The organism is Roseixanthobacter pseudopolyaromaticivorans (assembly GCF_043195145.2).
In the GTDB taxonomy this organism is placed as follows: domain Bacteria; phylum Pseudomonadota; class Alphaproteobacteria; order Rhizobiales; family Xanthobacteraceae; genus NCEH01.
This window is the reverse complement of sequence record NZ_JBAFWQ020000003.1, coordinates 87356-113533: the sequence shown is the minus strand read 5'-3', so window position 1 is coordinate 113533 and position 26178 is coordinate 87356. Positions and strand designations below refer to the sequence as shown.

Sequence of the window (26178 nt, the reverse complement as noted above, 5' to 3'; positions counted from 1 at the left end):
CGACTTGGCAGTGCCGGTCTGGGGGCTTGTCAGACAGTCCCCATAGCCGAACCGGTTCGCGGCTTACGCAATGTCATCGCGACAAGATAAAGCGACATGAGCGCTCCGCCGAAGCAGAAGACGGAGATATAGGCATAGGCAAAGAATGTGTATGTCACCACAAGAACACCCAGGACCAGCAAGCCAAAGACCTTTACGGCACGGTCACGCGACAACAGGAATGGAACGGTGACGAGCGCAGCGTAGATGCCATAGGTTGTTTCGCGCGTCACCACGAAGTCGAGAAGATTGACATCCTGATAGCGGACTGCCCTTTCGAGGAACGTTGTCGTCAGCCAGCCTTCATGCGCGAAATACGGCACATATTGCAGTGCGCCTAGCATGCCCCCGGCGATAGCGAAGAACAAATAGAGGCTCCGGCGCCGCCCGTGCTCGATGAAGTAGGTCGAGACCGGCGCGCCGACCGGCCAGGCGAGCCAAGTGAAGAACATGTAGGCCAGCGAATAGCGCGTCACGAGGTCCTGATCGCCCCACTGTCCGGCAGTCCATACGAGCCCTTCCGTCGCTTGCTGGAGACCGAACAGGAATGGCAGGGCAGCGATCGCGAGGTATCGCCGATCGGTCTGCCAGGCGCGATAGGTGCTCAATACTCCGGCAGGCATCAGAATCGCGGCGGCCGTGAAGCTCGCTTCTGCGGACAGGCACATCTCAGATCATAGCCTTACAGGACCTTTTTTCGAGATACTGAGATCATCCTTGAACCCTGGTCCGGCAACACCTTCAACGATCATGCGAATCGCATCATGCTCGTCTTGGGACCGAATATCACCTGCGACATGCACGATCCCGCCCTCGACGGCGACGACCGGCTGGGCTGATAGAACCGAAGCGGCTTCGGCGAGGCGTGCGACAATGGCGCGCCGCACAGCCTCGTCGCCTCGGATCTCGGCATCCGGCTTGCCGGTCGCAATGACCTTCAAGAGATCAGCCCGGCTGACGATGCCAACCAGTCGCTCCTTGCGCATGACCGGCAGGCGCTTGATGTCATGCTGGTCGATCAGCTTGGCGATCTCGTGCACAGCGGCGTTCTCGTCGATCGTGATGACATTCTTCGTCATGACATCGCCGACCTTCCAGCTCCGACTCTTCACATAGGCCCTCGCAACCGCATCGGCGTCTTGCAAGGGATTGGGGAACGCCTCTGCGGTTCCGAGCTCCGTGCGCCGCAGGAGGTCGCCCTCGGTCACAATGCCGGCAAGCAGGCCATCATCGGCAAGTACGGGGACCCCGCTCACATGTTCAGACAGCATGATCTGAGTCGCGTGCCATACACTGTGCTCTGGACTCACGGTCGTCGGCACCTCTGTCATCAGATCCTTTGCGTTCATCGTTCAGCCCACGTCCCTCTGCATTGCAGAACCCTGCGTTGATCGATCTCGGCACCTGGCCCCGCGTTCTCTACCCGGAATCGGTACAAGCAATCGGGGCCTTTTCACCGCTCGAGTCGAACCAGCGTCGGCCGCTGTGGTCAGCGCATATAGGCTTCCGTCGCATAGCGGCGCATCATGCGCTGGCTGTTGAAGGTCGCGCCGATCTTGCTGATCGACTGCTTCATCATCCAGATCCAGCGCGCCCTGTCATTGTAATAGAGCGGAAGAACGACGGACTGCAGCTTGTCGAAAAGCGCCGAGGCGTCTCCTGCTCCCGGCGGATGTCCTTCGATCGCCCATCCGGTAACTCCCTCGACCCAACCCTCGATCCACCAGCCGTCAAGGACGCTGAAGTTCAACACGCCGTTCAACGCCGCCTTCATGCCGCTGGTGCCAGAAGCCTCCAGAGGTGGAAGTGGCGTATTCAGCCATATGTCGCTGCCCGAAACCATCGCAGCGCCAAGTTTCATGTCGTAGCCGGGCAGGAATACCACGGGCACGACACCGGCAAGCCGCTCGATGTGCCGGTGAAAGCTCTCGATCAACCGGTGCCCGGGTTCATCGCGCGGGTGAGCAAGACCGGCCAGGACGACCTGGAACGGCTGGTCCTGGGCAATTGTCATCAATCGCTCGAGGTCGCTGAAAAGCAAATCCGGTCGCTTATAGGCCGTCATCCGCCGCGCAAGCCCGATAAGCGGAACATCCGCATGCATCAGCGTGCCAGTTGCATTCCTGACGTGTTCGACAAGTTCCGATTTTGCCACCTGGTGGGCGTTCCACACATCCTCATCAGCCAATTGGTCCGCAAAGGCCAGGATCTCGGGCTCGTGAGCCCAGTGCGGGAACCGCGCCACATGGAGTTCCGCCAGTGCCCGATGCGTCCACGTGTGGGCATGAACACCATTGGTGATCGAGCGTATTTGATAGCCCGGAAACATCTTCCGGGTGGTCTCTGCATGCCGCCGCGCCACGCCGTTGACATAGCCGCTCAGATTCAGGGCGAGTTGCGTCATATTGAGCCGATCCTGGCCGGCCAGCTGTTTCAACTCGTCGACTTCCAGGTAGTCGCCCAGTACGCGGTCGATGAGAGCGTAGTCGAACTTGTCAAACCCTGCCTCGACCGGAGTATGGGTCGTAAATACGCATTTTTCTCGCACCACGCCGCGATCATAGAGACTTCCGCCAGGAGCGAGATCGTCGGTCGGTCGGCGTGTTTCCCGAAGCAACTGCAGCGCAAGAAGCGCCGCATGTCCCTCGTTCAAATGGTAGGTGCGGATCGAGAAGCCGAGCGCGCGCAACGCGAGCAGGCCTCCGATCCCGAGCACGATGTCCTGCTTCAGCCGATAGGCATCGTCGCCGCCGTAGAGGCGGTCGGTTATTTTCCTGTCCTCAGCAGCGTTCTGGTCGAGGTCGGTGTCCAGCAGCAACACCGGAACGGCGTGCCCGATCGGGCATGCCAGGCGGTAGAGCCTCGGCTGGATCCAGACGCTCCGCCCCTCGATGGAAATGGCCACCATGGCGGGAAGCGGATGTGTCGAGTCCGTCGGCGTCCATGGATTCGGCTTATCGATCTGCGCGCCACCGGCGCTCAGCTCCTGGCGAACATAGCCTTCTCGACTGAGTAAGGTTACGAAGACCATCGGGAGATTCAGATCAGCCGCTGAGCGGGCCGTGTCGCCCGCCAGGACGCCAAGCCCGCCGCTATAGGTGTGAATGTCTGGACGGAGCGCGATCTCCATCGAAAAGTACGCGACAGTCGTGTGATAGAGGAAGGGTTCGAGGGCTTTCATGAAGGTCCCCTATTCCCATTCCAGCCAGACTGGCCGGATATCGCGGCAGCCCGGCATCGCACAAAGGCTCGATCGCGTCCAAACCTCCCGCCTACCATCGCCGGCCAAAGCCAGAGCACACCAAGATCACTTTTCAGTACGCACTGCCATGGACGCCCGAAGCAGCCGATGAACACTATGAGGCCTTCTTCGCAGCTGCGGCGCTTTTCAAAGCGAGTTTGCTCTCGGGTTCTGCCGATGTGACCTCGGCTTCGGCTCGCAGCCAATGCTCCAGATCGCAGCCATTCGGACTGCCTTCGCCCACCCAGATTTCATATGCGCGGTGCTCGATCTTCAGCTTGAGAGGGCTGTCGGCCGGACTTTCCTGCTCTGTGCTCATCGTCTCGTCTCTCCTTTTCCGCGCGACATCACGCCCGCCCAATACAGGTCTCCTGCGTTCCGCCGCATGTCATTGATGCAGGTTAAAGATGGCCTCGGGCTCAGCCAGCCCGATGGCCTGCCAAGCCCGACGCCGGATGCGAGGTACAGCTTCGATGCCACCCACGCCGGCGCGATCGGTGAGCCGATGCTGACGCCATGGGCTGCGTTCGAGGAACGTCGCCGGATCGGCGAACAGCGATTTCTGTACGCGTTAAATTACTCAATGCCGCCGTCGGATCCCGGCACATAGCAGCTTGCCAAGAACTGGCAGAGCGCGACGAGATCGGCGTAGCCGGCCGCATCGATCCACTTCCGGCGCACCACGAGTTCGTCGCGGAAATAGCCGAGATCGGCGATCGGCCCGGCGAAGGAGGTGAGGCCCAGCTTGAGGAAAGCGTGGAACACTTCGGGCGGCGTGCCCCAGTCCCGCCTGTCCGCCTGCGGACGATCATCAGGAATGCTCATCGGTGCCTCCGGCCGGGATTGGCCGCAGCGCCCTGAGCGCGTTTAGGATGACGGCGACGTCGATCAGTTCCTGCGTCAGCGCGCCCTGCACCGGCGGAAGGAACCCGAGGGAGGCAACAGCCATCGCCATGACCGACAGACCGATCCCGGCGATGACGCTCTGCAGCGCGATCCGCTTCGTGCGATGAGCCAGGAAAAGCGCGTCGGCCAGCCGGTCGAGCCGGTCGACAAGGAGAACGATGTCGGCCGCTTCCGAGGACGCTGCCGAACCCCGGGCGCCCATCGCGACGCCGACATCAGCCGCGGCGAGCGCAGGCGCGTCATTGACCCCGTCGCCGACCATCATCACCGCGGCGGCGGCTCGTTCGCGCAGGACGACCTCCACCTTGGCGGCCGGGTCCAGCTCACCCTGCGCGGCGTCCAGTTGCAGCCGGTGTCCGACATCCGCCACGACATCGTCGCGATCGCCGGAGGCAAGGACGATGCGGCGGATGCCGGCCTTGCGGAACGCGGCGAGCACGCCTGCGGCATCGGGGCGGATGGGGTCGGCGAGCGTGATGATGCCCGCCACGGTGCCATCCACGGCCACGGCGACCACCACGGTTCCCTGAGCGAGCCCGGTCCCCAATGCACGCGGATTGCCCGCGGCACTGCGGGAGCGGACGAAGTCGCTGCCGCCGACCACGACACGCCGGCCCTCGACGATGCCTTCGATGCCGGTGCCTGCCGTCTCCTGAGCCTCGGAAGGGCTCGACAGAACAAGCCCGCGCTCATGCGCCGCCGTCACCAGCGCCTCTGCCGTGACATGGGCCGAGGCCTGATCGAGCGAGGCAGCGAGCCGCAGGATCTCGTCCTGGTCCCAGCCTTCCACGGTCCGGATTCCGGTGACGGCGGCCCGGCCGAAAGTCAGCGTTCCGGTCTTGTCGAGAATGACCGTGCGTATCCTGGCCAGCGCTTCGAGCGCCCCGCCGTTCTTGACGAGGACGCCGCGCGCGGCCGCGCGCGACATGCCCGATATGATCGCCACGGGCACGGCCAGGATGAGCGGACAGGGGGTGGCAACGACCAGAACCGCCAAGGCGCGCAGGCGATCGCCGCTCAGCCCCCATGCCGCGCCAGCGAGAACGACCGTGAACAGCAGGAACCAGATCGCATAGCGGTCCGCCATGCGTACCATCGGCGCCTTGCTCTTCTGCGCCGTCTCGACCAGACGGACGATGTTGGCGTAGGTGCTTTCCGCCGCCTCGCGGGCCACGACGAGATCGAACGCGTCACCCACGCAGGTGGAACCACTCAGGATCTCCTCGTCGGCGAGCCTGCGTTCTGGCAACGCCTCCCCAGTGAGCGCCGCCTCGTTGAGCAGCGCTTCACCCGCCGCGACCTTCCCGTCAGCCGGGATCACCTCGCCACGGCGCACCAGAATGCGATCGCCGGGGCGAAGGCTTTCGATCGTCACCTCCTCGAGTAGATTGCCGGCATAGCGCATGGCGGTCCGCGAGACGCGCCCGAGCAGCGCCGTCATTTCTCGCCGCGCCCGGCCCTCGGCGAAACTCTCCAGTTGTTGGCCGCCAGCATACATCAACGCCACGACGTTGCCGGCGAGCGGTTCGCCGAAGGCGAGCGCCGTCGACATGGACAAGCCGGCAACGATGTCGAGCCCGATCTGGCCGCGTCGGAGGGCAGAGAAGATCTCGATGATGAGCGCCGCCAGAACGGGGAGCGTCCCTGCAGACCAGAGGCGTTCAGCCCAAGCGCCATTGTCCGTCAGAAAGGCGATCCCGCCGCCCGCCAGCCCCAATAATGCGATGACGACCAGCAACAGTCTGGCGCGGGCCGTGGCCAGGCCGGTGAACAGACCCACGTCGAACCTCTGGATGGCTGGTCGCCGACTGCCACGGCGGGCGAATGCCCTTCCTTATAATCATTCTAATTAATACGCCATTCAAAAGTCGCGAACAACAGAGCCAGCAATACCGTTGATCAACAGGCTCACGATTCCCCTTTTTCATCTTCAAAACAGCCCGCCCCGAGAAAGTGTTTCAGTCCGCTGTTCGTACAACGTCCAAACGGTCGAATGCCGCGATCAGTAGATTCTTTGATATCGATTAAGGTTTCCGGTGTTCCCCCCGGCCAGTGTTTGCGCTGGCAATGCAAGGGGATTTCGACATCGTGTCCGGAACGACAGATCGCAATATCGCCGCCCCTTCAGAGCAAGGTTCGAGGTCCCAGTCTGGCCGCGCGCCTCAGGAGCCATCTTGGCTCCGCTCGCATTGGGGCCTGCTTACGGGTCTTGCGGCGCTTATCATCGTCATCATGCTCCCGACCCCGGAGGGGCTGCCCGTCGCGGGCCAGCGCATGCTGGCGGTGCTGGCCTTCGCCGTGATCGTGTGGATGACGGAAGCGGTCGATTACGCCGTCTCGGCCCTGATCATCGCTGCCCTGATGGCGTTCCTGCTGGGGCTGTCCCCCTCTCAGACGAATCCTGACGTGCTGATGGGCACCAGCAGAGGGCTCGGCCTGGCCTTTGGCGGCTTCGCCAATACTGCGCTCGTTCTGGTCGCGGCGGCGCTGTTCCTCGCCGCCGCGATGACGATCACCGGGCTCGACAAGCGCATTGCCCTCGTCATCCTCTCGCGCACCGGCACCCGGAGCCGCGACGTCGTCATCGGCGCGATCATCGTGGGCATCGTCATGGCTTTTCTCGTGCCATCCACCACGGCCCGCGTGGCCAGCATCGTTCCCATCATGCTCGGCATCATCGCGGCGTTCGGCGTGAACAAGAACGGCGCCTTCGCCGGCATGCTGATGATCACCACGGTGAACACCGCCAGCATTTGGAATATCGGCATCAAAACGGCAGCCGCCCAAAACATGGTGGCCGTCGGCTTCATCGAGCGAACCCTGAACTACACCGTTACCTGGCTGGAATGGTTCGTCGCCGCTGCGCCCTTCGCCGTTATCATGACGGTGGTGCTTTATTTCGTCATGACGCGGATGATGAAGCCAGAGGTCGATGAAGTCCCGGGCGGACGGGCGGCGATCCGCAAATCGCTCGCCGAGCTCGGCCCCATGAAGACGGCAGAAAAGAAGCTGCTCACCCTGTCGCTCACCCTGCTCGCCTTCTGGTCGACGGAAGGGGTCCTGCATCCGTTCGACACCTCGTCGACGACGGTCGCCGCGGTAGCGCTGATGTTTGTGCCCGGCATCGGCATCATGACGTGGAAAGAGGCGCAGCCGCGGATCCCGTGGGGCACGGTCATCCTGTTCGGTATCGGCATCAGCCTCGGCACCGCGCTTCTCCAGACGGGCGGCGCGGTCTGGCTCGCCGGCATCGTGGTGGAGCGGTTCGGGCTCGCCGGCGGAACCTCTCTCTTCATCCTCGCCGTGCTCAGCCTGTTCCTCATCGTGATCCATCTCGGCTTCGCCAGCGCGACGGCACTCGCCTCTGCGATGATCCCCATCGTCATCGCCGTGCTGCAGAGCGTATCGACCCCCGGCATCAACATCATCGGCATGACCATACTGCTGCAGTTCGTCGTCAGCTTCGGCTTCATCCTCGTGGTGAACGCGCCGCAGAACATGGTGGCATACGGAACCGAGACCTTCGAGGCGAAGGACTTCGTGCGCACCGGCCTCGTGCTCACAGTGATCGCCTTCGCGCTCGTCATGCTGCTTGGCGCAACTTACTGGAAATGGATCGGATATGTCTAAGATCCGGCAGCACCCTGCTCCCAGTCTTGGCGGCAGACCTTTGACGTCGCGCGTGAAGGCACCCCGGATGCAGGAGATGATGAGATGAAACTGACGGACATTTCCGCACCTGACTATTTTCACAAAGTCGTGGACTGTCAGTGGGCCTGCCCGGCGCATACGCCGGTTCCCGAATACATCCGTCTGATCGCGCAGGGCCGCTATACCGACGCATACATGATCAACTGGAGATCGAACGTCTTTCCGGGAATCCTCGGGCGCACCTGCGACCGGCCCTGCGAGCCGGCCTGCCGGCGCGGCCGGGTCGAGGAGGCGCCGGTGGCGATCTGCCGGCTCAAGCGGGTCGCGGCCGATTTCAAGGACGACATCCGCGACCGCCTCCCCAGGCCGACTGCCCACACGAACGGCAAGCGCGTCGCGCTGGTGGGCGCAGGTCCCGCCTCGCTGACGGTCGCGCGCGATCTTGCGCCGCTCGGATATGACTGCACCGTGTTCGACGGCAACCCCAAGGCCGGCGGCATGATACGCAGCCAGATCCCGAAATTCCGGCTGCCTGATTCCGTGATCGACGAGGAATGCGGCTATATCCTCGATCTCGGCGTCACCTTTCATTCCGGCAAGCGCATCGACAGCCTTAAGGCGCTGCTTTCGGAGGGTTATGATGCCGTGTTCATCGGCTCCGGCGCCCCCCGCGCCCGAGACCTTGACATCCCCGGCCGGAAAGAAGCGGCAGGCAGTGTCCACATCGGACTCGACTGGCTGGCGTCAGTGTCGTTCGGGCATGTGACAAGCACAGGCCGGCGTGTCGTCGTGATCGGCGGCGGCAACACCGCCATGGATTGCGGCCGCTCTGCCCGGCGCCTCGGCGGCGAGGAGGTCAGCGTCATCGTCCGCGAGGGCTTCGACGACATGCCGGCGGCAAGCTGGGAGAAGGAAGCGCTCCTCCACGAGGGGATCACCATCTCGGCCGATCTCGCGCCCAAAGCCTTCATCGTCGAGGGCGGTCGCCTGACGGGCCTGCTGGTCGAACCAGTCACGACCGTCACCGAAAACGGCCGCTCCACGTTCGTACCGACGGGCGAGCCGCCGCGGCAGATCGACTGCGACGAGGTCGTAATCGCAATCGGTCAGCAGAACGCCTTTCCATGGATCGAACGCGATATCGGAATCGACTTCGACAAATGGGACATGCCGGTCGTGGCGGAAACGACCTTCGCCTCGACCCACCCCAAGGTGTTCTTCGGGGGCGACGCGGCGCGGGGCCCGAAAAACATCATCAGCGCCGTCGCCCACGGCCACGACGCAGCGCTGTCGATCCACCGCCTGCTGTCAGGCGAGGACATCGGCGAACGCCTGTTACCCCATGTGCAGATCGAGAGCGAAAAGCTGGGCATCCACGAGTGGGCCTATGACAGCGAGGTCACGCTCGACCACCGCTTCCCGGTGCCCTCGCGCGATAACAAGACCGCGCTGAAGGACATCCGCACGGAGGTGGAACTCGGCTATGACCCGGCCCTGGCGCTCGCCGAGGCAGATCGCTGCCTCAACTGCGATGTCGAAACGGTGTTCAGCGGGCCGTCCTGCATCGAATGCGATTCCTGCGTCGACATCTGCCCGATGGACTGCATCACCTTCACCGAGAACGGCGAGGAGCAGGAGCTGCGCCTGCGGCTACGGGTGCCCGCGCTGAACCCGCTCCAGGATCTCTATGTCGCGGACGGGTTGAAGACCGGACGCGTCATGGTGAAGGACGAGGACCTTTGCCTGCATTGCGGATTGTGCGCCGAGCGCTGCCCGACCGGCGCCTGGAGCATGCAGAAATACTTCATCGACATGACCCATGCAGGTGACACATGCCCGACACGCTCGCGATAAGCCGCGTCAACGACTTCGTCGTCCGCTTTGCCAACACCAATGGATCGGGGTCCGCAAGCGCCAACGAGCTGTTCGCGCGGGCGGTGCTGCGAATGGGCGTGCCGGTCGCGGCGCGCAACATATTCCCATCGAACATCCAGGGCCTTCCGACCTGGTACGAGGTCCGCGTCTGCGAGGCCGGCTATCTGGGCGCACGCGGCGGAACCGATCTCGTGGTGGCGATGAACCCCCAGACCTTCGCCAAGGACCAGGCCGGGCTCGAACCGGGTGGATACCTGATCTACGATTCGACGCGTCCCGTTCAGAAATCCCAGTTCCGCGAGGATATCACCGTCCTCGGCGCTCCGCTGGGCGCAATCTGCAACAAGGAATACAACGACCCGCGGGAACGGCAGCTCTTCAAGAACATCATGTATATTGGTGTTCTCGCCGCGGTGCTCGAGATGGACACCGGTGAGATCGACACGCTTATCGGCCGACAATTCGCGGGCAAGGAGCGCCTCATCGAGGCCAACGTCCGGGCCTTCCATCTCGGCCGTGACTGGGCGATCGAAAATCTCCCCTGTCCGATCGGCCTGCGCGTTCGGCGCGCGGACGCCGTCGGCGGGCGCATCTTCATCGACGGCAATTCCGCGACGGCGCTCGGCGCGGTGTTCGGCGGCGCTACGGTCTGCGCGTGGTATCCGATCACGCCCTCGACCTCGATCGCCGACGCCTTCTCCGCCTATTGCGCGCGCTTCCGGATCGATCCCGAGACCGGAAAGAAGCGCTACGCCATCATCCAGACAGAGGACGAGCTCGCTTCCAGTGGCATGGTGATCGGCGCCGCCTGGAACGGCGCGCGGGCCTTCGCGCCGACCTCCGGACCCGGCATCTCGCTGATGCAGGAGTTTCTCGGGCTAGCCTATTTCGCCGAGATCCCGGCCGTGATCATGGATGTGCAGCGCGGCGGCCCCTCGACGGGCATGCCGACGCGCACGCAGCAGTCCGACATCCTGCTCGCGGCTTATGCCTCGCACGGCGACACCAAGCATGTCCTGCTCTTCCCGGAGGGGCCGGCAGAGGCTTTCGAGTTCAGCGCCCTCTCCTTCGATCTCGCCGACCGGCTGCAGACGCCGGTCCTGCTCATGCTCGATCTCGACATCGGCATGAACCATCGGCTCTGTGCGCCGCTGCGCTGGGACGACGACCGGGTCTACGACCGCGGCAAGGTGATGACCGCAGCCGATCTCGACGCCGGCAAGGACTTCGGCCGTTATCTCGACGTCGACGGCGACGGCATTCCCTATCGTACCTACCCTGGCACCCATCCGCGCAAGGGCTCCTTCTTTACCCGCGGCACGACCCGGGACCGCTATGCACGCTATACTGAAGAGGGCGGCCCCTATGTCGACAACATGGAACGGCTGCTAAAGAAGTTCGAGACAGCAAAGGATCTCGTTCCCGGCCCCGTCATCACCCTGGCCAGCACCCCTTCGCGCTACGGGGTGATCTATTTCGGCTCGACATCTCCTGCCATGGACGAGGCAGTCGATCTGTTGGTGGCTGATGGCCATGCTCTCGACCGGATGCGGGTCAGGGCGTTTCCCTTCAACCGCGATGTCGACGCTTTCCTGCGCACACATGAGGCGGTGTTCGTGGTCGAGCAGAACCGCGACGCCCAGCTTCGCACGCTGATCATCACGGAATGCGGCGTCAATCCTGCGAAGCTGACGCCGGTGCTGCATTTCGACGGAACGCCGATCACCGCCCGATTCATCGCGGCCGCCATCGCCGCCCGTCTCGGCGAAGCCGCGAAGCAGAGCGAAAGGGCAGTCGCATGAGTTATCTCGCCAAGCCAAAATTCCATCACCCCGCACTGCCGGAAAACACGCTCGGCTATACGCGACGCGACTATGAGGGGGCGATTTCCACGCTGTGCGCGGGATGCGGCCACGATTCCATCACTGCTGCGATCGTCGAGGCATGCTTCGAGCTATCGATCGCACCGCACCGAGTGGCCAAGATCTCGGGCATCGGCTGCTCCTCGAAGACGCCGACCTATTTTCTGGGAAATTCCCACGGCTTCAACTCCGTGCACGGGCGCATGCCGTCGGTCCTGACCGGGGCCAGCCTTGCCAATCGCGACCTGATCTATCTCGGCGTGTCAGGCGATGGAGACAGCGCCTCGATCGGCCTTGGCCAGTTCGCGCATGCGCTGCGCCGCGGCGTCAACATGGTCTATATCGTCGAGAACAACGGCGTCTATGGCCTGACCAAGGGCCAGTTCTCCGCAACCGCCGATGATGGATCGACGTCCAAGCAGGGTGTCGTCAACATCGACAAGCCCATCGATCTTACCGCCCTGGCACTCCAGCTCGGCGCAAGCTACGTCGCCCGCTCGTTCTCCGGCGACAAGGCGCAGCTCGTCTCGCTCATCAAGGGCGCGATCGAGCACGAAGGCGCGGCCTTTGTCGACGTCATCTCGCCCTGCGTCGCCTTCAACAACCACGAGGGCTCCACCAAGAGTTATGACTATGTCCGCGAGCACAACATTGCGGTCAATCGGATAGACGTGATCGTCGGGCGCACGCCGATCACGGTCGACTACGAGCCCGGCAAGCTCGAATTGGTTCAACAGCACGACGGGTCCTGGCTCCGGCTGAGAAAGCTGAACGCCGAATACAGCGTGCACGATCGCCGCGCCGCAATAGACTTTCTGCTCGAACACGAGGCCAAGTCCGAGATCGTGACGGGCCTGCTCTATGTTGCAAGCGACAAGGATGAATTGCACGCCGATCTCAACACGACAGATACGCCCCTCAATGCGCTGTCGCAAAAGGAACTGTGCCCAGGCATGGCACGATTGGAGGAAATCAATGCAAGCCTTGGCTGAATGTCGCCTCTCGACGATGTTTCTGAGTTTATCGTAACTGAAACGGCGCCATGGCACTGGCGATGGGCGGGCGAGGAAGTATCAATGGACGACCGCGAGCGCCACGCTCCGCGGATTGCGCGAACAGTTGCCGGCTATTCGGTGGAAGAGGCAGGTCTCGACCACTCACGAACAGCACCTTACGACTGTCGTACGAGCATCGACCTGAATCGTGAGAGAGCGGCGGCAAGGAACACCGCCCCCAATGCGGTCATGACCATCAAATCCTTCCAGACGACATCGAGTCCCGCACCTCGATACAAGATCGACTGCGCAAATCTCACAAAGTGCGTCGAGGGCACCGCATACATGATGTCCTGCAGGATCGGAGGCATGCTCTCAAACGGCGTGAACGTGCCTGACAGCAGGAACATGACGACGAACACCGGGATCGCCAGCAGCGCGAACTGCGGCATCGAGTTCGCGATCGTCGCGAGCAAAATACCGAGCGACGTCACCGCGAAGAGATAGATGGCGGTTCCAGCCAGGAAAAGCTCGACAGAGCCGATGATCGGTATCTGCAGCACGAACTCTATGACAACGTGCAAAGAAAAGCCGGCTGCCAGGAGAATGATCAGACCGTTCGCCCAGATCTTCGCTGCGGCAATCTCACTCGGCCGGACCGGCATCACCAGCAAATGTTCAATGGTGCCGTGTTCTCGTTCGCGCATGACGGCTGCCCCGACGAGAATGATCCCGAGCATCGTTACGTTCATGATGATGTCCATGCTCGCATTGAAGCGGATCGCCTCAAGGTTCTGGTTGAACAAGGCGCGGATGACCGGCTCGATGGGAACGACTTCGCTCGTGCCGTGCTGATGCAGAAAGTTTGCCGCCTCGCGGGCGATGATTTCCTGGATATAGGCCGTTCCCACAGCGGCTTGGCTCACGGCCGTCGCGTCGACGTTGATTTGAATCGAGGGGCCACGATTTGCGAGGAGGTCCGCTTCGAGGCGGGGGGGTATCTCCAGGACAAACGTATATGACCCTTTGTCCAACAGCTCGTCGACTTCGGAACGGTCGATGTCGCGCGCTGGGCTGAAGTAAGGCGGCTGCAGCGCATCCTTGATGCGAGACGACAGTGTCGAACGGTCGGCGTCGACGACAGCGACGCTGGCATTGTTCACTTCGGTCTTGAGACCAGTGGCCATAGAATAAACGGCAACTGTAAAAACGTAGATGATCAGCCCGACCATCGCCACGTCACGCAGGACGCTCGCGATCTCTTTGAAACCCAGATAAAGTACGTTGAGGATCCATTGGCGCATCGCTACGAACCTTGCTTGCGGACGGCGAGGCGCGCCAGCAGGAGAAAGACGACCCCGAAGCCGAACAGCACGGCGATTTCGCGCACGAACGCATCGGCATCGAGCCCTTTCGCGAAGACGCCCAGGCTCACGGTCTGAAACCAGAATGCCGGAAAGCCGACCCCCATCGCGCGCGCCAAGCCTTCCAACGTCGAGGCCGGATAGAGGAACCCCGAATAGTGCGCCGTGGGGATTACGGTTAGAACGGCCGTCGCGAAGATCGCCGCGACTTGCGTCGAGACGAACGCGGATATCAGTAGTCCAAAGGCCGTTGCCGCGAACACGTACATGAGCGCTGCGAGAGAAAGGCCGATGAGAGACCCTTTGGCCACAACTCCAAAGAGCGCGCCGGCCAAGAGCACGAGACTGGCGAAGCTGACAAACCCAATCGCAATATAGGGCAATTGCTTGCCGATAAGATATTCGCCCACGGTCGCGGGCGAGGCATACACATTGGTGATGGACCCCATCTCCTTTTCACGCACGACACCAACGGCTGTCAGCATCGCGGGGATGAGGATCAGGAGAAGCATGATCGCGCCGGGCGTGATCGCGAAAACGCTGCGGAAATCCTGATTGTAGCGAAACCGGGGTTCCACATTGATCGGGAGGACCTGTGGAGCGCGGCCGTGCAGCTGGCGGTAGCGATCCGCGGCATAGGTTAGAACAGCGCCCTGGATATAGGCCCGTGCCGTCTCTGCAGGGAACGTCGCGCCACCGTCGAGCCAGAAGCTCACTTGCGGCTGGCGATCCTGCAGAAGGTCGCGACCGAAGCCGGGCGGAATATCGACGGCAAACCGCAGCTCGCCGGATCGGAGACGCCGATCAATCTCAAATTCGTCGTCCAGCCGCGTTTGTTCGACAAAATAACGGGATTGCGAAAACTGCTCCAGGAATAGCCGGCTCTCGTAGGACTGATCGCGATCAAGAACCGCATAACGGAGATTCTCGATGTCGAACGAAATGCCGTAGCCGAACCCGACCATAAGTACGAGCGGGCCGAGGAGCGCAAAGGCGAGCCGAATGCGATCCCGGAGGACTTCCACAGCCTCTCGCCGGGCAAAGGCCCAGACTCGGCGCAAAGAAGCCGACGACGACCTATGCGATGATTGGGATACCGACGATGTTCCCTTTTGGACATTATCCGGGGCACCGATCGGCTTTGGGGCAGCCGCCAATGAAGGCGCTTCCTTCATCACTTTGGACGCAGGCGGCGCTGACGCCTCCTCCAGATAGGCAACGAAAGCGCCCTCGAGAGTCGTGGTGCCACGAGCGACGCGAAGCTCCTCCGGGCTGCCGACGGATAAGACACGGCCCGCATGCATCAAGGATACGCGGTCGCACCGCTCGGCCTCGTTCATGAAGTGGGTCGATATGAAGATCGTTACACCGTCGCGGCGCGACATCTCGACGAGGAGGCGCCAGAACCTGTCGCGCGCTGCCGGATCGACGCCGGATGTGGGCTCGTCAAGGATCAATATTTCAGGCCGATGCAAACAGGCGGCGGCAAGCTGGAGCCGCTGACGCATCCCGAGCGGGAGCGACGCCGGCGAGGCGTCGGCAACGGCGTCGAGGTCGAAACGGGTAAGCGCCGCGGCGACGCGCAGCCTGAGTTCGCCCGAGGGAATGCGGAAGAGACGTCCGTGCAGCTCCAGATTCGCGCGGACGGAGATCTCTTCATAGAGCGAGAACGCTTGCGACATGTAGCCGATGCGCATTCTTGTTGCGATATCACGGGCGTCGATCGGTTTCCCCAGCAGCTCAGCTCGCCCTTCGCTCGCCGGCAGCAGTCCAGTGAGCATCTTCATCGTCGTCGTCTTGCCGCAGCCGTTCGACCCGAGAAACCCAAAAATCTCGCCGCGCCGGATGCGGAAACTGACATGATCGACGGCGGTGAAATCGCCGAAGCGCATGGTCAGGGCCTCTGCGACGATCGCCGGAGGCCCGCCGCTCTCCAGCAGCGGCGGGATTGCCAATGCCGCCTGATCGCCGCGCCGTTCGGGGCGCTGTAGCGCGACATAGGCCTCCTCCAGCGTACGCGTCGCGGTCCGATCAAGTAGCCCCGCCATGTCGCCGGCGGCGATGACCTTGCCCTCGTCGATCGCTATGATGTGGTCGAAACGCGCGGCCTCCTCCATATAGGCGGTCGCCACCAGAAGTGTCATGCCGGGGCGCTCAGCACGGATCCGTTCGATCAACTCCCAGAACTGACGCCGTGACAGGGGATCGACGCCGGTCGTCGGCTCGTCGAGGATCAAGAGGTCCGGATCGTGGATCAGCGCGCAGCACAGGCCGAGCTTCTGCTTCATCCCGCCCGAGAGCTTGCCGGCGAGGCGGTCCGGGAATGGGTCGAGCCCCGTGGCGGTCAGCAGGCCCGCGATGCGTGAGCGACGTTCGTTCTCGCTCTGGCCATAGAGGCGCCCGAAGAAATCGATGTTCTCGACCACCGAGAGCGTCGGATAGAGGTTGCGGCCGAGGCCTTGCGGCATATAGGCGATGCGCGGCGCGACGATGTCACGGTGAGAGCTCGATGCCATGTTGCCGGAGAGGGCCGTCACGGTTCCGGACTGGATGCGCTTGACGCCGGCGATCAGGCCAAGGAGAGTCGACTTTCCGACGCCATCGGGGCCGATGAAGGCCGCCGTCGATCCGGAGGCGATCGATAGGCTGACGCCGTCAATCGCAACGGTGTCACCGTAGCGGTGATGGACCGAATCGACTCGAACGGCCGGCTCGGCATCAGCGGACATCCGGAAGCCTCGGCGTCAGATTCGTCGGCCACGCCGCTCCGGGCTGGACCTTGACGTAGGCGTTGCCGGTCATGCCGGCTTTGACGTAAGCGCGATAGGTCTCGATGAGCTTCGGATCGATGTGCAGCTTGACGCGGTACATCAGCTTCTCGCGCTCGTTCGCGGTCTCGACATATTTCGGCGTGAACTGCGCTTCCGAGGCAACGAAGGCGACTGTTGCGGGAACGACGTAGCCGGGCGTACCATCCAGCATGATACGGGCATCCGACCCGAGTTCGACGCTGCCGACCTGGCTCGTCGGCAGGAAGATCGTCATGTGGACGTCGGAAAGGTCGAGAAGGGTGAGTACCCGCCCGCCGACAGCTACGACCTCCCCGGCCTGTGCAAGACGATACTCGACGCGACCCGATACCGGCGCTTTCAGCGTCATGTCCGCAATTGCGGCTTCGATCTGGCTGACCTGGGCCTCAGCCGCCTCGACGGCCGCCTTGGCGTCCTCGATGGCGACTTTCGCGCTATCCAGCGAGGCCTTTGAAATATCCCTTTGCGCCGTGCGGCGATCAAGTTCCGCTTGCGTCGCCGTATTCGTGCGCATCAGTTCGACGATGCGCCGGAGCTCGACTTCGGCAAGCTTCAACTCTGCCGAGCGGAGAGCCACATTGGACTCGGCGATGGCCACACCCTGGTGGCTGCGGTGCACGGCAGCTCTGGCTGCCGCGAGTTGCGCAAGAATTTCGGTCGTGTCGATGCGGGCGAGGATGCCATCCTTCTGAACATCGGCGCCCTCGTTGACGCGCACTTCGGCGAGGCGGCCCGCGTACTTGGTAGCGATGTCGACGCGTTCGACTTCGATCCGGCCATTTGCCCGGGCCAGTCCCGCGGGGACGCGGGTCGCCTGTTGCCTCCACCAATAGGCATAGCCGGCAGCCCCGGCGGCCGCGAGGATGACGACGGCAATGATCGGAGCAATACGCACATTCTCATCCATGTTAGGCGAGTAGTCGGCGCCATCGTGGAAACGACTTCAGCCAACCCTGGGGAGAGCGATTTCTGGATGCGCGATTGACCCCCTTCGGCGTATCGCAGCGATGCAATTCGAAATGCCGCCAAATGAGACAAGCGGAACACTGAGTCTGAAGGGGTCGTCAGCTCCGGGAGCGATGCGCGACCCAAGGATGCCGATCCTTAATCGAGATTAAAGATGGCTGACCGGGCCATCGCCTAAGTTTGAAAATCAGGAAATGAGAGTGCGGGTGCGGCATGGGGCGACAGCGCCCGCAATGGCGCTATCTATCGTCGTGCCCGCAAGCAGGAGTCACCGGAATGAGCACCACGTCTGCCGACCAGACCAAGACGACCTCCGAGCATTCGGTCCCAAATGCCTCTTCCTGCTGCGATGGCCATGCCGGCGCAGAGGCCGCGGAGAAAGCGAATGCTCTTGGCTCCTGCGGCAATTACGAAAATGCTGCGGCGCCCGACACGGTCGCGCCCGCTGGCGAACTGGACAAGTCAGTCTCCAGTGCTGGTCATCACCCGAAGAAGACCGGCTGCTGCGGCGGCAGTTGACAGCGCGATCCGTGAAAAAGGCGGGTGGTTCGTGGTGGGCATCCGCTCCGATTTCGACAGGAGACGCCGGTTGTGACGACCACAACAATTGACGTGGAGCAATTCTTCGATGTGCTCGATCCGCTCGTGGTCGAGAAGCGCCTGCGTCGATTGCCCGGTGTCACCTCCGCCGCCGTCAACTTCGCGTCCGGCACGGCTACGGTCGGCTTCGACGAGACACGTACCAGCCTGGAGACCATCCAGGCCGAGGTGATCGCCTGCGGCTTCCATTGCCGCGGCGAGGTGGTTCCGAGGCACCAATGCGTGCCAAACGAGACGACCGTGCCGCCGGCGCATCCGGCGGCGCCGCATCGTCATGGCGCCGGTCACGCGGGCCACGGGGCGCATCCTGCCTCTGGGACGCCGGGTAAGGCGATGCCGATCTCGCACGATGCCATGGCCCATGAGATGGGTCATGGCGCGGGAATGGACATGCAGGGCATGGTCCGGGACATGCGCAACCGGTTCTGGGTCGCGTTGATTTTCTCCGTGCCGATATTTCTGCTGCAGCCGATGGGCATGGATTTCCTGCGCATCGATCCGCCATTCGGCCTCGATCGCGAGATCCTCCTTTTCGTTCTCGCGAGCGCCGCGATCCTCTATCCGAGTTGGCCCTTCGTCGTCGCGGCGATCCGCGCGCTGCGCAACGGCGTGCTCAACATGGCGGTATTGGTGCTGCTCAGTGTCGGCACGGGCTACCTGTTCAGCGTCGGCTCGACCTTTTTCTTCAAAGGCCAGCAGTTCTACGAGGCTGTTGCCGTTCTGTTGGTGTTCATTCTGCTCGGACACTGGCTTGAGATGCGGGCACGAGCTGGCGCGTCGGAGGCAATCCGTCAGCTCATGGACCTCGCGCCGCCCAAGGCCACGGTGCTCAGGAGCGGTGCCGAGATCGAGATCCCGACCGCCGAGGTCCTACTGGGCGATACGGTCATTCTGCGTCCCGGCAACAAAATCCCTGTGGACGGCGAGGTTTTCGAAGGTCGCTCCGACGTCGATGAATCGATGTTGACGGGCGAGTCGATGCCGGTCTCGAAGAAGCCGGGCGACATGGTCATCGGAGCCACCATCAACAAGAGTGGCAGCTTGCGCTACAAGGCGACGAAGGTGGGTGCCGACACGGCCCTCGCCCAAATCGTCAAGCTCGTCCAGGAAGCGCAGAATTCCAAGGCGCCGGCGCAGCTTCTCGCCGATCGGGCCTCGCAATGGCTTGTGCTCGCGGCGATCCTGATCGGTCTCGTCACCTTCGCGGTCTGGTATTTCTGGATCGGTCAGACCCTCCTCTTCGCGCTGACGCTGACCATCACCGTCTTTGTCATCGCCTGTCCCGATGCGCTCGGGCTCGCCACGCCGATGGCGGTGATGGTGGGAACCGGGCTCGGCGCGATGAACGGCATCCTGTTCAAGAACGCGTCCGCGCTGGAGGATGCGACCAAGCTCGACGTCATCGTTTTCGACAAGACCGGCACGCTGACCATGGGTCAGCCGCGCGTGGTCGACGTGATCGCGGCAGGCCAGGCGTCGCCCGATGAGGTGCTGCGCATCGCGGCCGCGGTCGAGCACGGTTCGGATCATCCGCTCGCGCTGGCGATCATCGAGCGCGCTGAAGGGCTCACTGTGCCGGACGCGCAGTCCTTCCTCAATCTCGAGGGGAAAGGCGCCCGCGCCGAGATCGAGGGTCAGACGACGTTTCTCGGCAACCGTCGGCTCATGGACGAGGAAAAGATCGGCCTTGACGAACTCGCCGATGCGGCGGAGCAGTTGAAGGGCGCCGGCCGAACCGTGGTTCATGTCGCCCGTGGCGGCCGCCTTCTCGGCATCGTCGCGATCGCCGACGCACCGCGCCCGACCGCCCAGGCGACCGTAGCCAAGCTGCGCGAGCGTGGCGTCCAGGTCGCCATGCTGACCGGCGACAACGCCGGCACGGCGAAGCGAATCGCCGCAACTCTCGGCATTGATATGGTGCTGGCCGATGTACTGCCGGGCCAGAAGGCGGCGAAGATTCAGGAGCTGCAGGCACAAGGCCACAAGGTCGGGATGGTCGGCGACGGCGTCAACGACGCTCCGGCACTCACCCAGGCCGATGTGGGGTTCGCCATCGGTGCGGGGACGGACGTCGCCATCGAGAGCGCCGACGTCGTGCTGATGAAGAGCGATCCGTACGACATCGTCGGCGCCATCGAGCTCTCCCGCGCAACCCTGCGCAAGATGCACCAGAACCTGTGGTGGGCCGTGGCCTACAATGTCATCGCCTTCCCGCTCGCAGCGGGCGTGCTCTACCCAATGCTGCTGAGCCCCGAAATCGCCGCTCTCGCCATGTCGGGCAGCTCGGCTCTGGTGGCGATCAACGCCCTGATGCTCAAGCGCACACGGCTGGCCGGCATCACGCGCGACAGCAGAGTCCAAAGTGGTTCAACGGAAGACGCAGTCGAGGCGGCGGCGTGATCGCGGCAAGTTCCTTCCAGCCATTGCGATGGTGGATGATGATCTCATTGCTTCTAGCAATGTTCACGATTACCGTGGGTTACGGGTTCCTTCTGCCGATACTTCCGCTTGCGATTCAACGGATAGCAGGAACGACGGATCCTACTGTCCTATCGCGGCATACCGGCATACTGACCGGAACCTACACCCTCGCGCTGTTTTTGTTCGCACCACTATGGGGCCGCCTTGCGGATCGGCATGGTAGCCGCCCCGTGCTGCTCGCGGGACTGATGGGGTTCTCCTTGACCCTGGCACTGTTTGCGCTCGCCGATGGCCTCCCTCTGCTCTATCTCGGCCGCTTCCTGAACGGGTTGTTCGCGGCTTCCATTGTGCCCGCAGCCTATGCCCTTGTCGGCGACTATGCTCGGACCAAGGAATGGCGCGCGCGCCGCTTTGCTCTGCTCAACATTGCCGGTGCCATCGGCTTCCTGGTCGGGCCGATGCTGGGAAGCTTCACCGTGGTTGTCGCCCGCGAACTCCTTCCAGGCTCGGGCGAGGCTGCAATTTCCCTTTCACCCTATTTAACGACATCGGGCTTTTCGCTTCTGGTGGCGCTGGCAGTATGGTTCTTTGTGCCTGACGCCATGGAGCGCGGCGTAAATCAGGAGGGAGTTGCAAGTGGGCCTGAGGGCCGTGCCGCCCTTCCACGCCTCCTTGTCATTTCGTTCGTAACCGCCGCGGCTGTGGGTGCCTTCGAAGTCGGCCTGTCGCTTCGCGGAATGCAAGTTCTCGACATGAGTACCTACCAGATCGGGCTCATGTTCAGTGTGTGCAGCCTCGTCATGTTGGTCGCTCAAACGATCATCTTCTCGCCGCTCGTCAAGCCGCAGACCACACGCTGGTTCCTCACGCCCGCCCTTGTTGTCTTGGCAGTGAGCGTCGCCGCCGTGCCATTCGCCGCAGCGACCGTGCCTACGGCCATCGTCGTAGCCGCGATCGCGGCCAGCGCTGGTATCCTCTCCCCCATCGCGACGTACTGGATTTCGCTCAGTGCGGGGGAAAGGCAAGGAGCGGAATTGGGTCGGCAGACTGCGGCCGCAAGTCTCGGCCAAGCGGCAGGATCGGCCGCTGGCGGTCTGCTGTTTGGGGTTTCCTTCGTGCCAAACGCGCCCTTCACGCTAACGGCCCTCGTGGTGCTGGGAGGCGTCGTCGGAAGTCTTGGTATCCCGGGCCTCCTGGCACGGGTTAACTCTCCCGCCGCTCTTGAAACGGCGCACTGATGGATTTCGGCGCCTTTAGATCGCGATTCAGCGAGAGAATGGGAGTTACGAATTGGCAAGCCGAAGATATCCGACTGAGTAGGATCGGCCCCCGGTGAACGCCTGTCTAGGTTGGCAGGCGGCTGCGCTTTCGTACCGTTGAATTGCAACCGACGATACTTCGGAATGCAACAAACTTCATGACAGGAATTCCAGATGGGCAAGAAAGAAAAACACGAAGCCACCAGACAAGCACTTCACGAACTCCAGGTGGAGCTGGCGGGCCTTCAGAAGCACCTCATCAAATCCAGCAAGAAGGTTCTCGTGATCTTCGAAGGACGGGACGCCTCCGGCAAGGATGGAACGATCAAGCGAATCGTTGAGCATCTCAGCCCGCGCGAGACGCGGGTGGTCGCACTGGGCAAACCGTCCGACCGAGACCAGAAGTCTTGGTATTTCCAACGTTGGGTGCCGCATCTGCCGGCAGGCGGGGAGATCGTGCTGTTCAACCGCAGTTGGTACAATCGCGCCGGGGTCGAGCGGGTAATGGGCTTCTGCAGCAACGAGGAATATGACGAGTTCCTCATGACGGCCCCGCTGTTCGAGCAGCTGCTCGCCCATTGTGGCGTCACCATCCTCAAATACTATTTGGATATCTCGCGAACCGAACAGAAGCGCCGGCTGAAGGATCGCCGCGACGATCCGCTCAAGCAGTGGAAGCTGAGCCCGATCGACGATACAGCGACAAAGCACTGGGACGATTATAGTGTAGCCCGGAACGAGATGCTGGCCCGTACGCACACGCCATTTGCGCCCTGGACCGTCGTGCGCGCGGACGACAAGTCAGAGGCACGGCTTAATGTCATCCGAGATTTCCTGACGCGCTTCGACTTCGACGGTAAGGACCGCGCTCGCGACCTCCCCGACCCCAATCTCGTATTCTTGTACGACAAGGCGGCGGTTACGAACGGCCTTATCTCGGAGTAATTAGTCCAGCATAGAACTTGCCATCTTACGATGAAATCGTCGCACGTTAGGTCGGCATGGCTGCTGAGACATGTCAATTGGTGGTGTTGACACGAGAAGTATCTGGCTTTGCGTGTTGCCGCGACGAGCCTGGACGGAGGGCTCGCCCCTTCGCAGATTCTTGTATCTCAGGTTGTGAATTCACGCAGCAAAAGTGCTAAGGACATTCTAATGATGGACCAACCCTATATGATGATTGGCTATTGGTCGGCTTGGCACTGGATCGCTTTCGTCTTGTTTGTCACGCTGCTGCTTTACCCCGTCGGACGCATTCTCGCTCGAATTGGATTCTCGCCACTTTGGTCGATCGTTGCGCTCGTGCCTCTGGCCAACTTGGTGGGTCTCTGGATTGTTGCGTTGCAGGAATGGCCGCGGGATAGGTCTGGATCGCGCTGACGCGCGACCCCTGTCGCTCAAAAGGCCTTGGGGGCCCGAATGCCGCTTGGCGGGAAGTCGAGTTCGGCACTCCGGCGTTTGCCAGGCAGTCCGGTCCTTCGAGTGACGATGTATTGGTTGAGGTAAGTGTGCCGCTGCGACGGAATTGACTGAGATCAAACGCCAGTCACATCGGTGTCGTAGCATGCAAGCCCTGCCGAGAGATTGGAGAGGACGGATGAAACAGTCGGTTCGGCCCTTCGTGGTTGAGATCAAGCGGAACCGGAAATTCTCCGCGAAAATTGAAGCTGGGCTCCACAACTCTTCGAACGGTAAGGGTGACCACCGATATCAGGGCGAAGATGGTGTCGTGTCACCCCGGGGATCGAAGGGTGAAGAACTGCTTTCCTCCCGAGACATCTTGAGGCTTCCGAATGTTTTAGAAAAGCGCTTGGTTAAGGACCAGTAGTTCGTCGCAGCAGTGTATCGGCAACGAGTGGCGCTTCAGGCGCTACGGAGTAATGGCAACCTTCAACACCCCGTCACGCTGATGGGAGAAGAGGTCATAGGCATTCTCGATGTCGTCGAGCTTGTAGCGGTGGGTGATCAGCGGCGTCAGATCGACCCTTCCGGAAGCGATCACGTCCATGAGCCGCCGCATCCGCTCCTTGCCACCCGGACACAGCGCCGTGACGATCTTGTGATCACCTAGCCCAGCAACGAAGGCCCCAAGCGGGATCCGAAGGTCGGTCGAGTAGACGCCAAGGCTCGACAGCGTGCCGCCCGGCCGCAGCACGCGCAGCGCAGCCTCGAAGGTTGCCTGCGTCCCGAGGGCCTCGATCGCAACATCAACCCCGCGCCCGTCCGTGATCCTCATGATCTCCTCGACAGGGTCAGCTTTCTTGAAATCGATGATGAAGTCCGCGCCGAGCATGCGCGACACGGCCATTCGTTCGGCGATCGCATCGACGGCGATGATCATCGTGGCGCCTCTCAATTTGGCGCCGGCGGTGGCACAAAGGCCGATCGGCCCTTGAGCGAAAACCACGACGCTATCGCCGATGCGAATGTCTCCGTTCTCCGCGCCGACGAAGCCTGTAGACATGATGTCCGGGCACATCAGAACCTGTTCGTCGGTCAAGCCTTCGGGTACGAGACTCAAATTGACCATGGCATCAGGAACGCACACGAACTCGGCCTGACAGCCATCGATCGTGTTGCCGAATTTCCAACCGCCCGCCGGCTTCCACCCGTGCTTGGTGCCTGCCCCGTCCTGCGAGTGATAGCCGCAAAGACAAGCATTGCTATGACCGCTCGGCGTGATTGCGCCGGCGATGACGCGCTGCCCCTCGTGAAAACCGGAAACGGCGGAGCCGAGCTTCTCGATCACCCCGACCGGCTCGTGACCGATGGTCAGGCCTTTGGCCACCGGATACTCACCTTTGAGAATATGCACGTCGGTTCCACAAATCGTCGTGGTCGTAATCCGGATGAGCGCGTCAAGCGGACCAATGTCTGGAATCGGCTTTTCATCAAGGACGATGCGGCCAGGTTCGACAAAAACGGCTGCTCGCATCAATGCCATTGAAGATCTCCTTGTGTCGATCACGTATCGATAGTCTCTCGGCTCGACCGAAGCGAAACATTGCTCGGGGTTAAAGAGCAGTCGAGCGTTGTGAATGTCGCCTTCCGCTTTTGCTGGAACCCACGGTGCACCCGAGCCGTCGTCGCGGCCGCTCTCATCGGCGATCGATTGAAGCCATCATCGAATACCGATGTTTAACCCCAATCAAAGAATGCGCCCGCTCCGCGGGGTTCATTGGCATTCAACAGCCGTCGTCTGCGTGGGGCCCAAGGATGAGCATCCAATCCGATCCTTCGTCTGCTTCCACCGTTTCTGAGAGGCCCCAACCGATTGATAGCGAAGTGAGTCGATCAAGCCTAATTCGGTCGCTCAAAAACATGAGCACGAATGCGACAATGCTCCTGTTTCGGAGGCTGCTTGGGCAGATCATCCACGACGGCAGATTGACTGTGATCGCGCCGAACGGAGGCGTCCATCACATCGGTAACGGAACACCGTCAATTACGATTCGTATCGTGGATCCAGCTGTGATTCCGCGCCTGCTCCTCAATCCAGATCTTGCCCTCGGCGAGGCCTACATGGATGGCGCATTATTGGTGGACGACGGGGATATCTACGGCTTTCTTGATCTCTGCTTTTCAAACATCGGCTGGAGCACTGGCCAAGGGGTGAGGCGCGCACGTGCAGCCCTGAGTCGCCTCGTCCGACGCTTTGTTCAGCATGACCCTCTCATTCCCGCTATCTATCTGAAAAACAAAAGATATTCTCATGCCGACAGGCTGCAAGGGGGCGGTGTTTGGGAGCGGTTTTGTGTGCTCCTGCGTGATGATCACGCTCACTCACTAGCGTCAATCGTGAGTCGTTTTGACACACGACACGTCACCATATTCTTTTGATCCCACGCCTCAAGCACTTCGACCGGATATAGAACTGCTTTTCCGATCTTGATGTAGGCCGGTCCAATCCTCATGGCGCGCCAATTTCTCAGTGTCCCAACCGAGATGCTCCCGCGATAGCGGTCCGAGACTTCCTCAGCCGTTAGATACTTCCTGTCATCCATCGATGCCTCCATTCGCTCGCCGGGCGGCAGCGCTGCTGAGGCATCGCAAACCGTTGCCTGCGGGCAGGCTCGAGAACGCTCCCGAACCGTTGATCACGCAGTTGCACGGCTATGAGTGGCGTCTGTTCCCGAGAAACGGAAGATGAGTAGGAAGGGCGTAGCAACAACGGATACAGCGGGATAGA

At 62.0% G+C, this 26178-nt stretch carries 20 protein-coding genes and 1 pseudogene; 10 read left to right on the top strand and 11 right to left on the bottom strand.

Going from position 1 to position 26178, the window contains the following annotated elements:
* Positions 1 to 29 precede the first annotated feature (29 nt).
* The 6 genes and pseudogenes from V5F68_RS25455 to V5F68_RS25430 form a co-directional block, all read right to left on the bottom strand.
* Positions 30 to 707, bottom strand: a complete 678-nt coding sequence (locus tag V5F68_RS25455; RefSeq protein ID WP_298314247.1) for a DUF6629 family protein — start codon at positions 705 to 707, stop codon at positions 30 to 32.
* A 6-nt stretch (positions 708 to 713) separates the two neighbouring features.
* Positions 714 to 1388, bottom strand: coding sequence for a CBS domain-containing protein (locus tag V5F68_RS25450; RefSeq protein WP_394015560.1), 675 nt, complete (start codon positions 1386 to 1388; stop codon positions 714 to 716).
* A gap of 140 nt (positions 1389 to 1528) precedes the next feature.
* On the bottom strand, positions 1529 to 3220 hold the full coding sequence (gene glgP, locus V5F68_RS25445) for an alpha-glucan family phosphorylase (protein WP_394015561.1): 1692 nt from the start codon (positions 3218 to 3220) through the stop codon (positions 1529 to 1531).
* A 175-nt stretch (positions 3221 to 3395) separates the two neighbouring features.
* Positions 3396 to 3599 carry a DUF2934 domain-containing protein gene (locus tag V5F68_RS25440; RefSeq protein ID WP_298307270.1) on the bottom strand — a complete coding sequence of 68 codons (204 nt, stop codon included), beginning with the start codon at positions 3597 to 3599 and terminating at the stop codon, positions 3396 to 3398.
* Between the two features lie 299 nt (positions 3600 to 3898).
* Positions 3899 to 4105 (bottom strand): annotated as a pseudogene (locus tag V5F68_RS25435) (chromate transporter); the annotation flags it as partial.
* Positions 4092 to 5966 (bottom strand): heavy metal translocating P-type ATPase, encoded by a 1875-nt coding sequence (locus V5F68_RS25430; RefSeq protein WP_394015562.1) that lies wholly within the window; start codon positions 5964 to 5966, stop codon positions 4092 to 4094. The pseudogene V5F68_RS25435 and the gene V5F68_RS25430, both read right to left, overlap by 14 nt.
* 287 nt (positions 5967 to 6253) lie before the next feature.
* On the opposite strand from V5F68_RS25430, the gene V5F68_RS25425 reads away from it, so the two are divergent.
* The 4 genes from V5F68_RS25425 to V5F68_RS25410 all read left to right on the top strand — a co-directional run bounded on the left by V5F68_RS25425 (position 6254) and on the right by V5F68_RS25410 (position 12566).
* Positions 6254 to 7816, top strand: a complete 1563-nt coding sequence (locus V5F68_RS25425) for a DASS family sodium-coupled anion symporter (RefSeq protein ID WP_509210865.1) — start codon at positions 6254 to 6256, stop codon at positions 7814 to 7816.
* 84 nt (positions 7817 to 7900) lie between these two features.
* Entirely contained in the window at positions 7901 to 9691 is a 1791-nt protein-coding gene (locus V5F68_RS25420; RefSeq protein ID WP_298307267.1) for an FAD-dependent oxidoreductase, read from the top strand.
* Positions 9670 to 11514 (top strand): 2-oxoacid:acceptor oxidoreductase subunit alpha, encoded by a 1845-nt coding sequence (locus V5F68_RS25415; RefSeq protein WP_298307265.1) that lies wholly within the window; start codon positions 9670 to 9672, stop codon positions 11512 to 11514. The genes V5F68_RS25420 and V5F68_RS25415 overlap by 22 nt, the downstream gene beginning before the upstream one ends.
* Entirely contained in the window at positions 11511 to 12566 is a 1056-nt protein-coding gene (locus V5F68_RS25410; RefSeq protein ID WP_298307262.1) for a 2-oxoacid:ferredoxin oxidoreductase subunit beta, read from the top strand. The genes V5F68_RS25415 and V5F68_RS25410 overlap by 4 nt, the downstream gene beginning before the upstream one ends.
* Before the next feature lie 179 nt (positions 12567 to 12745).
* Here V5F68_RS25410 and V5F68_RS25405 read toward each other — a convergent pair whose 3' ends face one another.
* The 3 genes from V5F68_RS25405 to V5F68_RS25395 are packed head-to-tail and all read right to left on the bottom strand — an operon-like array spanning position 12746 to position 17650.
* A complete protein-coding gene (locus V5F68_RS25405; RefSeq protein WP_213375327.1) occupies positions 12746 to 13873 on the bottom strand; it encodes an ABC transporter permease in 1128 nt (375 codons plus the stop codon).
* Positions 13874 to 13875: 2 nt separating this feature from the next.
* Positions 13876 to 16662, bottom strand: a complete 2787-nt coding sequence (rbbA, locus tag V5F68_RS25400) for a ribosome-associated ATPase/putative transporter RbbA (RefSeq protein WP_394015563.1) — start codon at positions 16660 to 16662, stop codon at positions 13876 to 13878.
* Positions 16652 to 17650, bottom strand: coding sequence for an HlyD family secretion protein (locus V5F68_RS25395; RefSeq protein ID WP_394015564.1), 999 nt, complete (start codon positions 17648 to 17650; stop codon positions 16652 to 16654). The genes rbbA and V5F68_RS25395 overlap by 11 nt, the downstream gene beginning before the upstream one ends.
* A gap of 335 nt (positions 17651 to 17985) precedes the next feature.
* On the opposite strand from V5F68_RS25395, the gene V5F68_RS25390 reads away from it, so the two are divergent.
* The 5 genes from V5F68_RS25390 (at position 17986) to V5F68_RS25370 (ending at position 23369) form a co-directional block, all read left to right on the top strand.
* Positions 17986 to 18228 (top strand): hypothetical protein, encoded by a 243-nt coding sequence (locus V5F68_RS25390; protein WP_394015565.1) that lies wholly within the window; start codon positions 17986 to 17988, stop codon positions 18226 to 18228.
* Between the two features lie 72 nt (positions 18229 to 18300).
* Positions 18301 to 20709 (top strand): heavy metal translocating P-type ATPase, encoded by a 2409-nt coding sequence (locus V5F68_RS25385; RefSeq protein WP_394015566.1) that lies wholly within the window; start codon positions 18301 to 18303, stop codon positions 20707 to 20709.
* On the top strand, positions 20706 to 21968 hold the full coding sequence (locus V5F68_RS25380; protein ID WP_394015567.1) for an MFS transporter: 1263 nt from the start codon (positions 20706 to 20708) through the stop codon (positions 21966 to 21968). The genes V5F68_RS25385 and V5F68_RS25380 overlap by 4 nt, the downstream gene beginning before the upstream one ends.
* A 195-nt stretch (positions 21969 to 22163) precedes the next feature.
* Complete coding sequence (gene ppk2, locus V5F68_RS25375; RefSeq protein WP_394015568.1) at positions 22164 to 22934, top strand: polyphosphate kinase 2; 771 nt, start codon at positions 22164 to 22166, stop codon at positions 22932 to 22934.
* Between the two features lie 210 nt (positions 22935 to 23144).
* Positions 23145 to 23369, top strand: coding sequence for a hypothetical protein (locus V5F68_RS25370; RefSeq protein WP_213375315.1), 225 nt, complete (start codon positions 23145 to 23147; stop codon positions 23367 to 23369).
* Positions 23370 to 23859: 490 nt separating this feature from the next.
* Here the strand turns inward: V5F68_RS25370 and V5F68_RS25365 are convergent, their stop codons facing one another.
* Positions 23860 to 24933: an NAD(P)-dependent alcohol dehydrogenase gene (locus tag V5F68_RS25365; RefSeq protein ID WP_394015569.1), complete on the bottom strand. Its 1074-nt coding sequence runs from the start codon at positions 24931 to 24933 to the stop codon at positions 23860 to 23862.
* A 272-nt stretch (positions 24934 to 25205) separates the two neighbouring features.
* On the opposite strand from V5F68_RS25365, the gene V5F68_RS25360 reads away from it, so the two are divergent.
* Positions 25206 to 25829: a DUF7884 domain-containing protein gene (locus V5F68_RS25360; RefSeq protein ID WP_394015657.1), complete on the top strand. Its 624-nt coding sequence runs from the start codon at positions 25206 to 25208 to the stop codon at positions 25827 to 25829.
* On the opposite strand, the gene V5F68_RS25355 is transcribed toward V5F68_RS25360, so the two are convergent.
* Positions 25769 to 25993, bottom strand: a complete 225-nt coding sequence (locus V5F68_RS25355; protein WP_394015570.1) for a helix-turn-helix domain-containing protein — start codon at positions 25991 to 25993, stop codon at positions 25769 to 25771. The genes V5F68_RS25360 and V5F68_RS25355 overlap by 61 nt on opposite strands.
* Between the last annotated feature and the right edge of the window lie 185 nt (positions 25994 to 26178).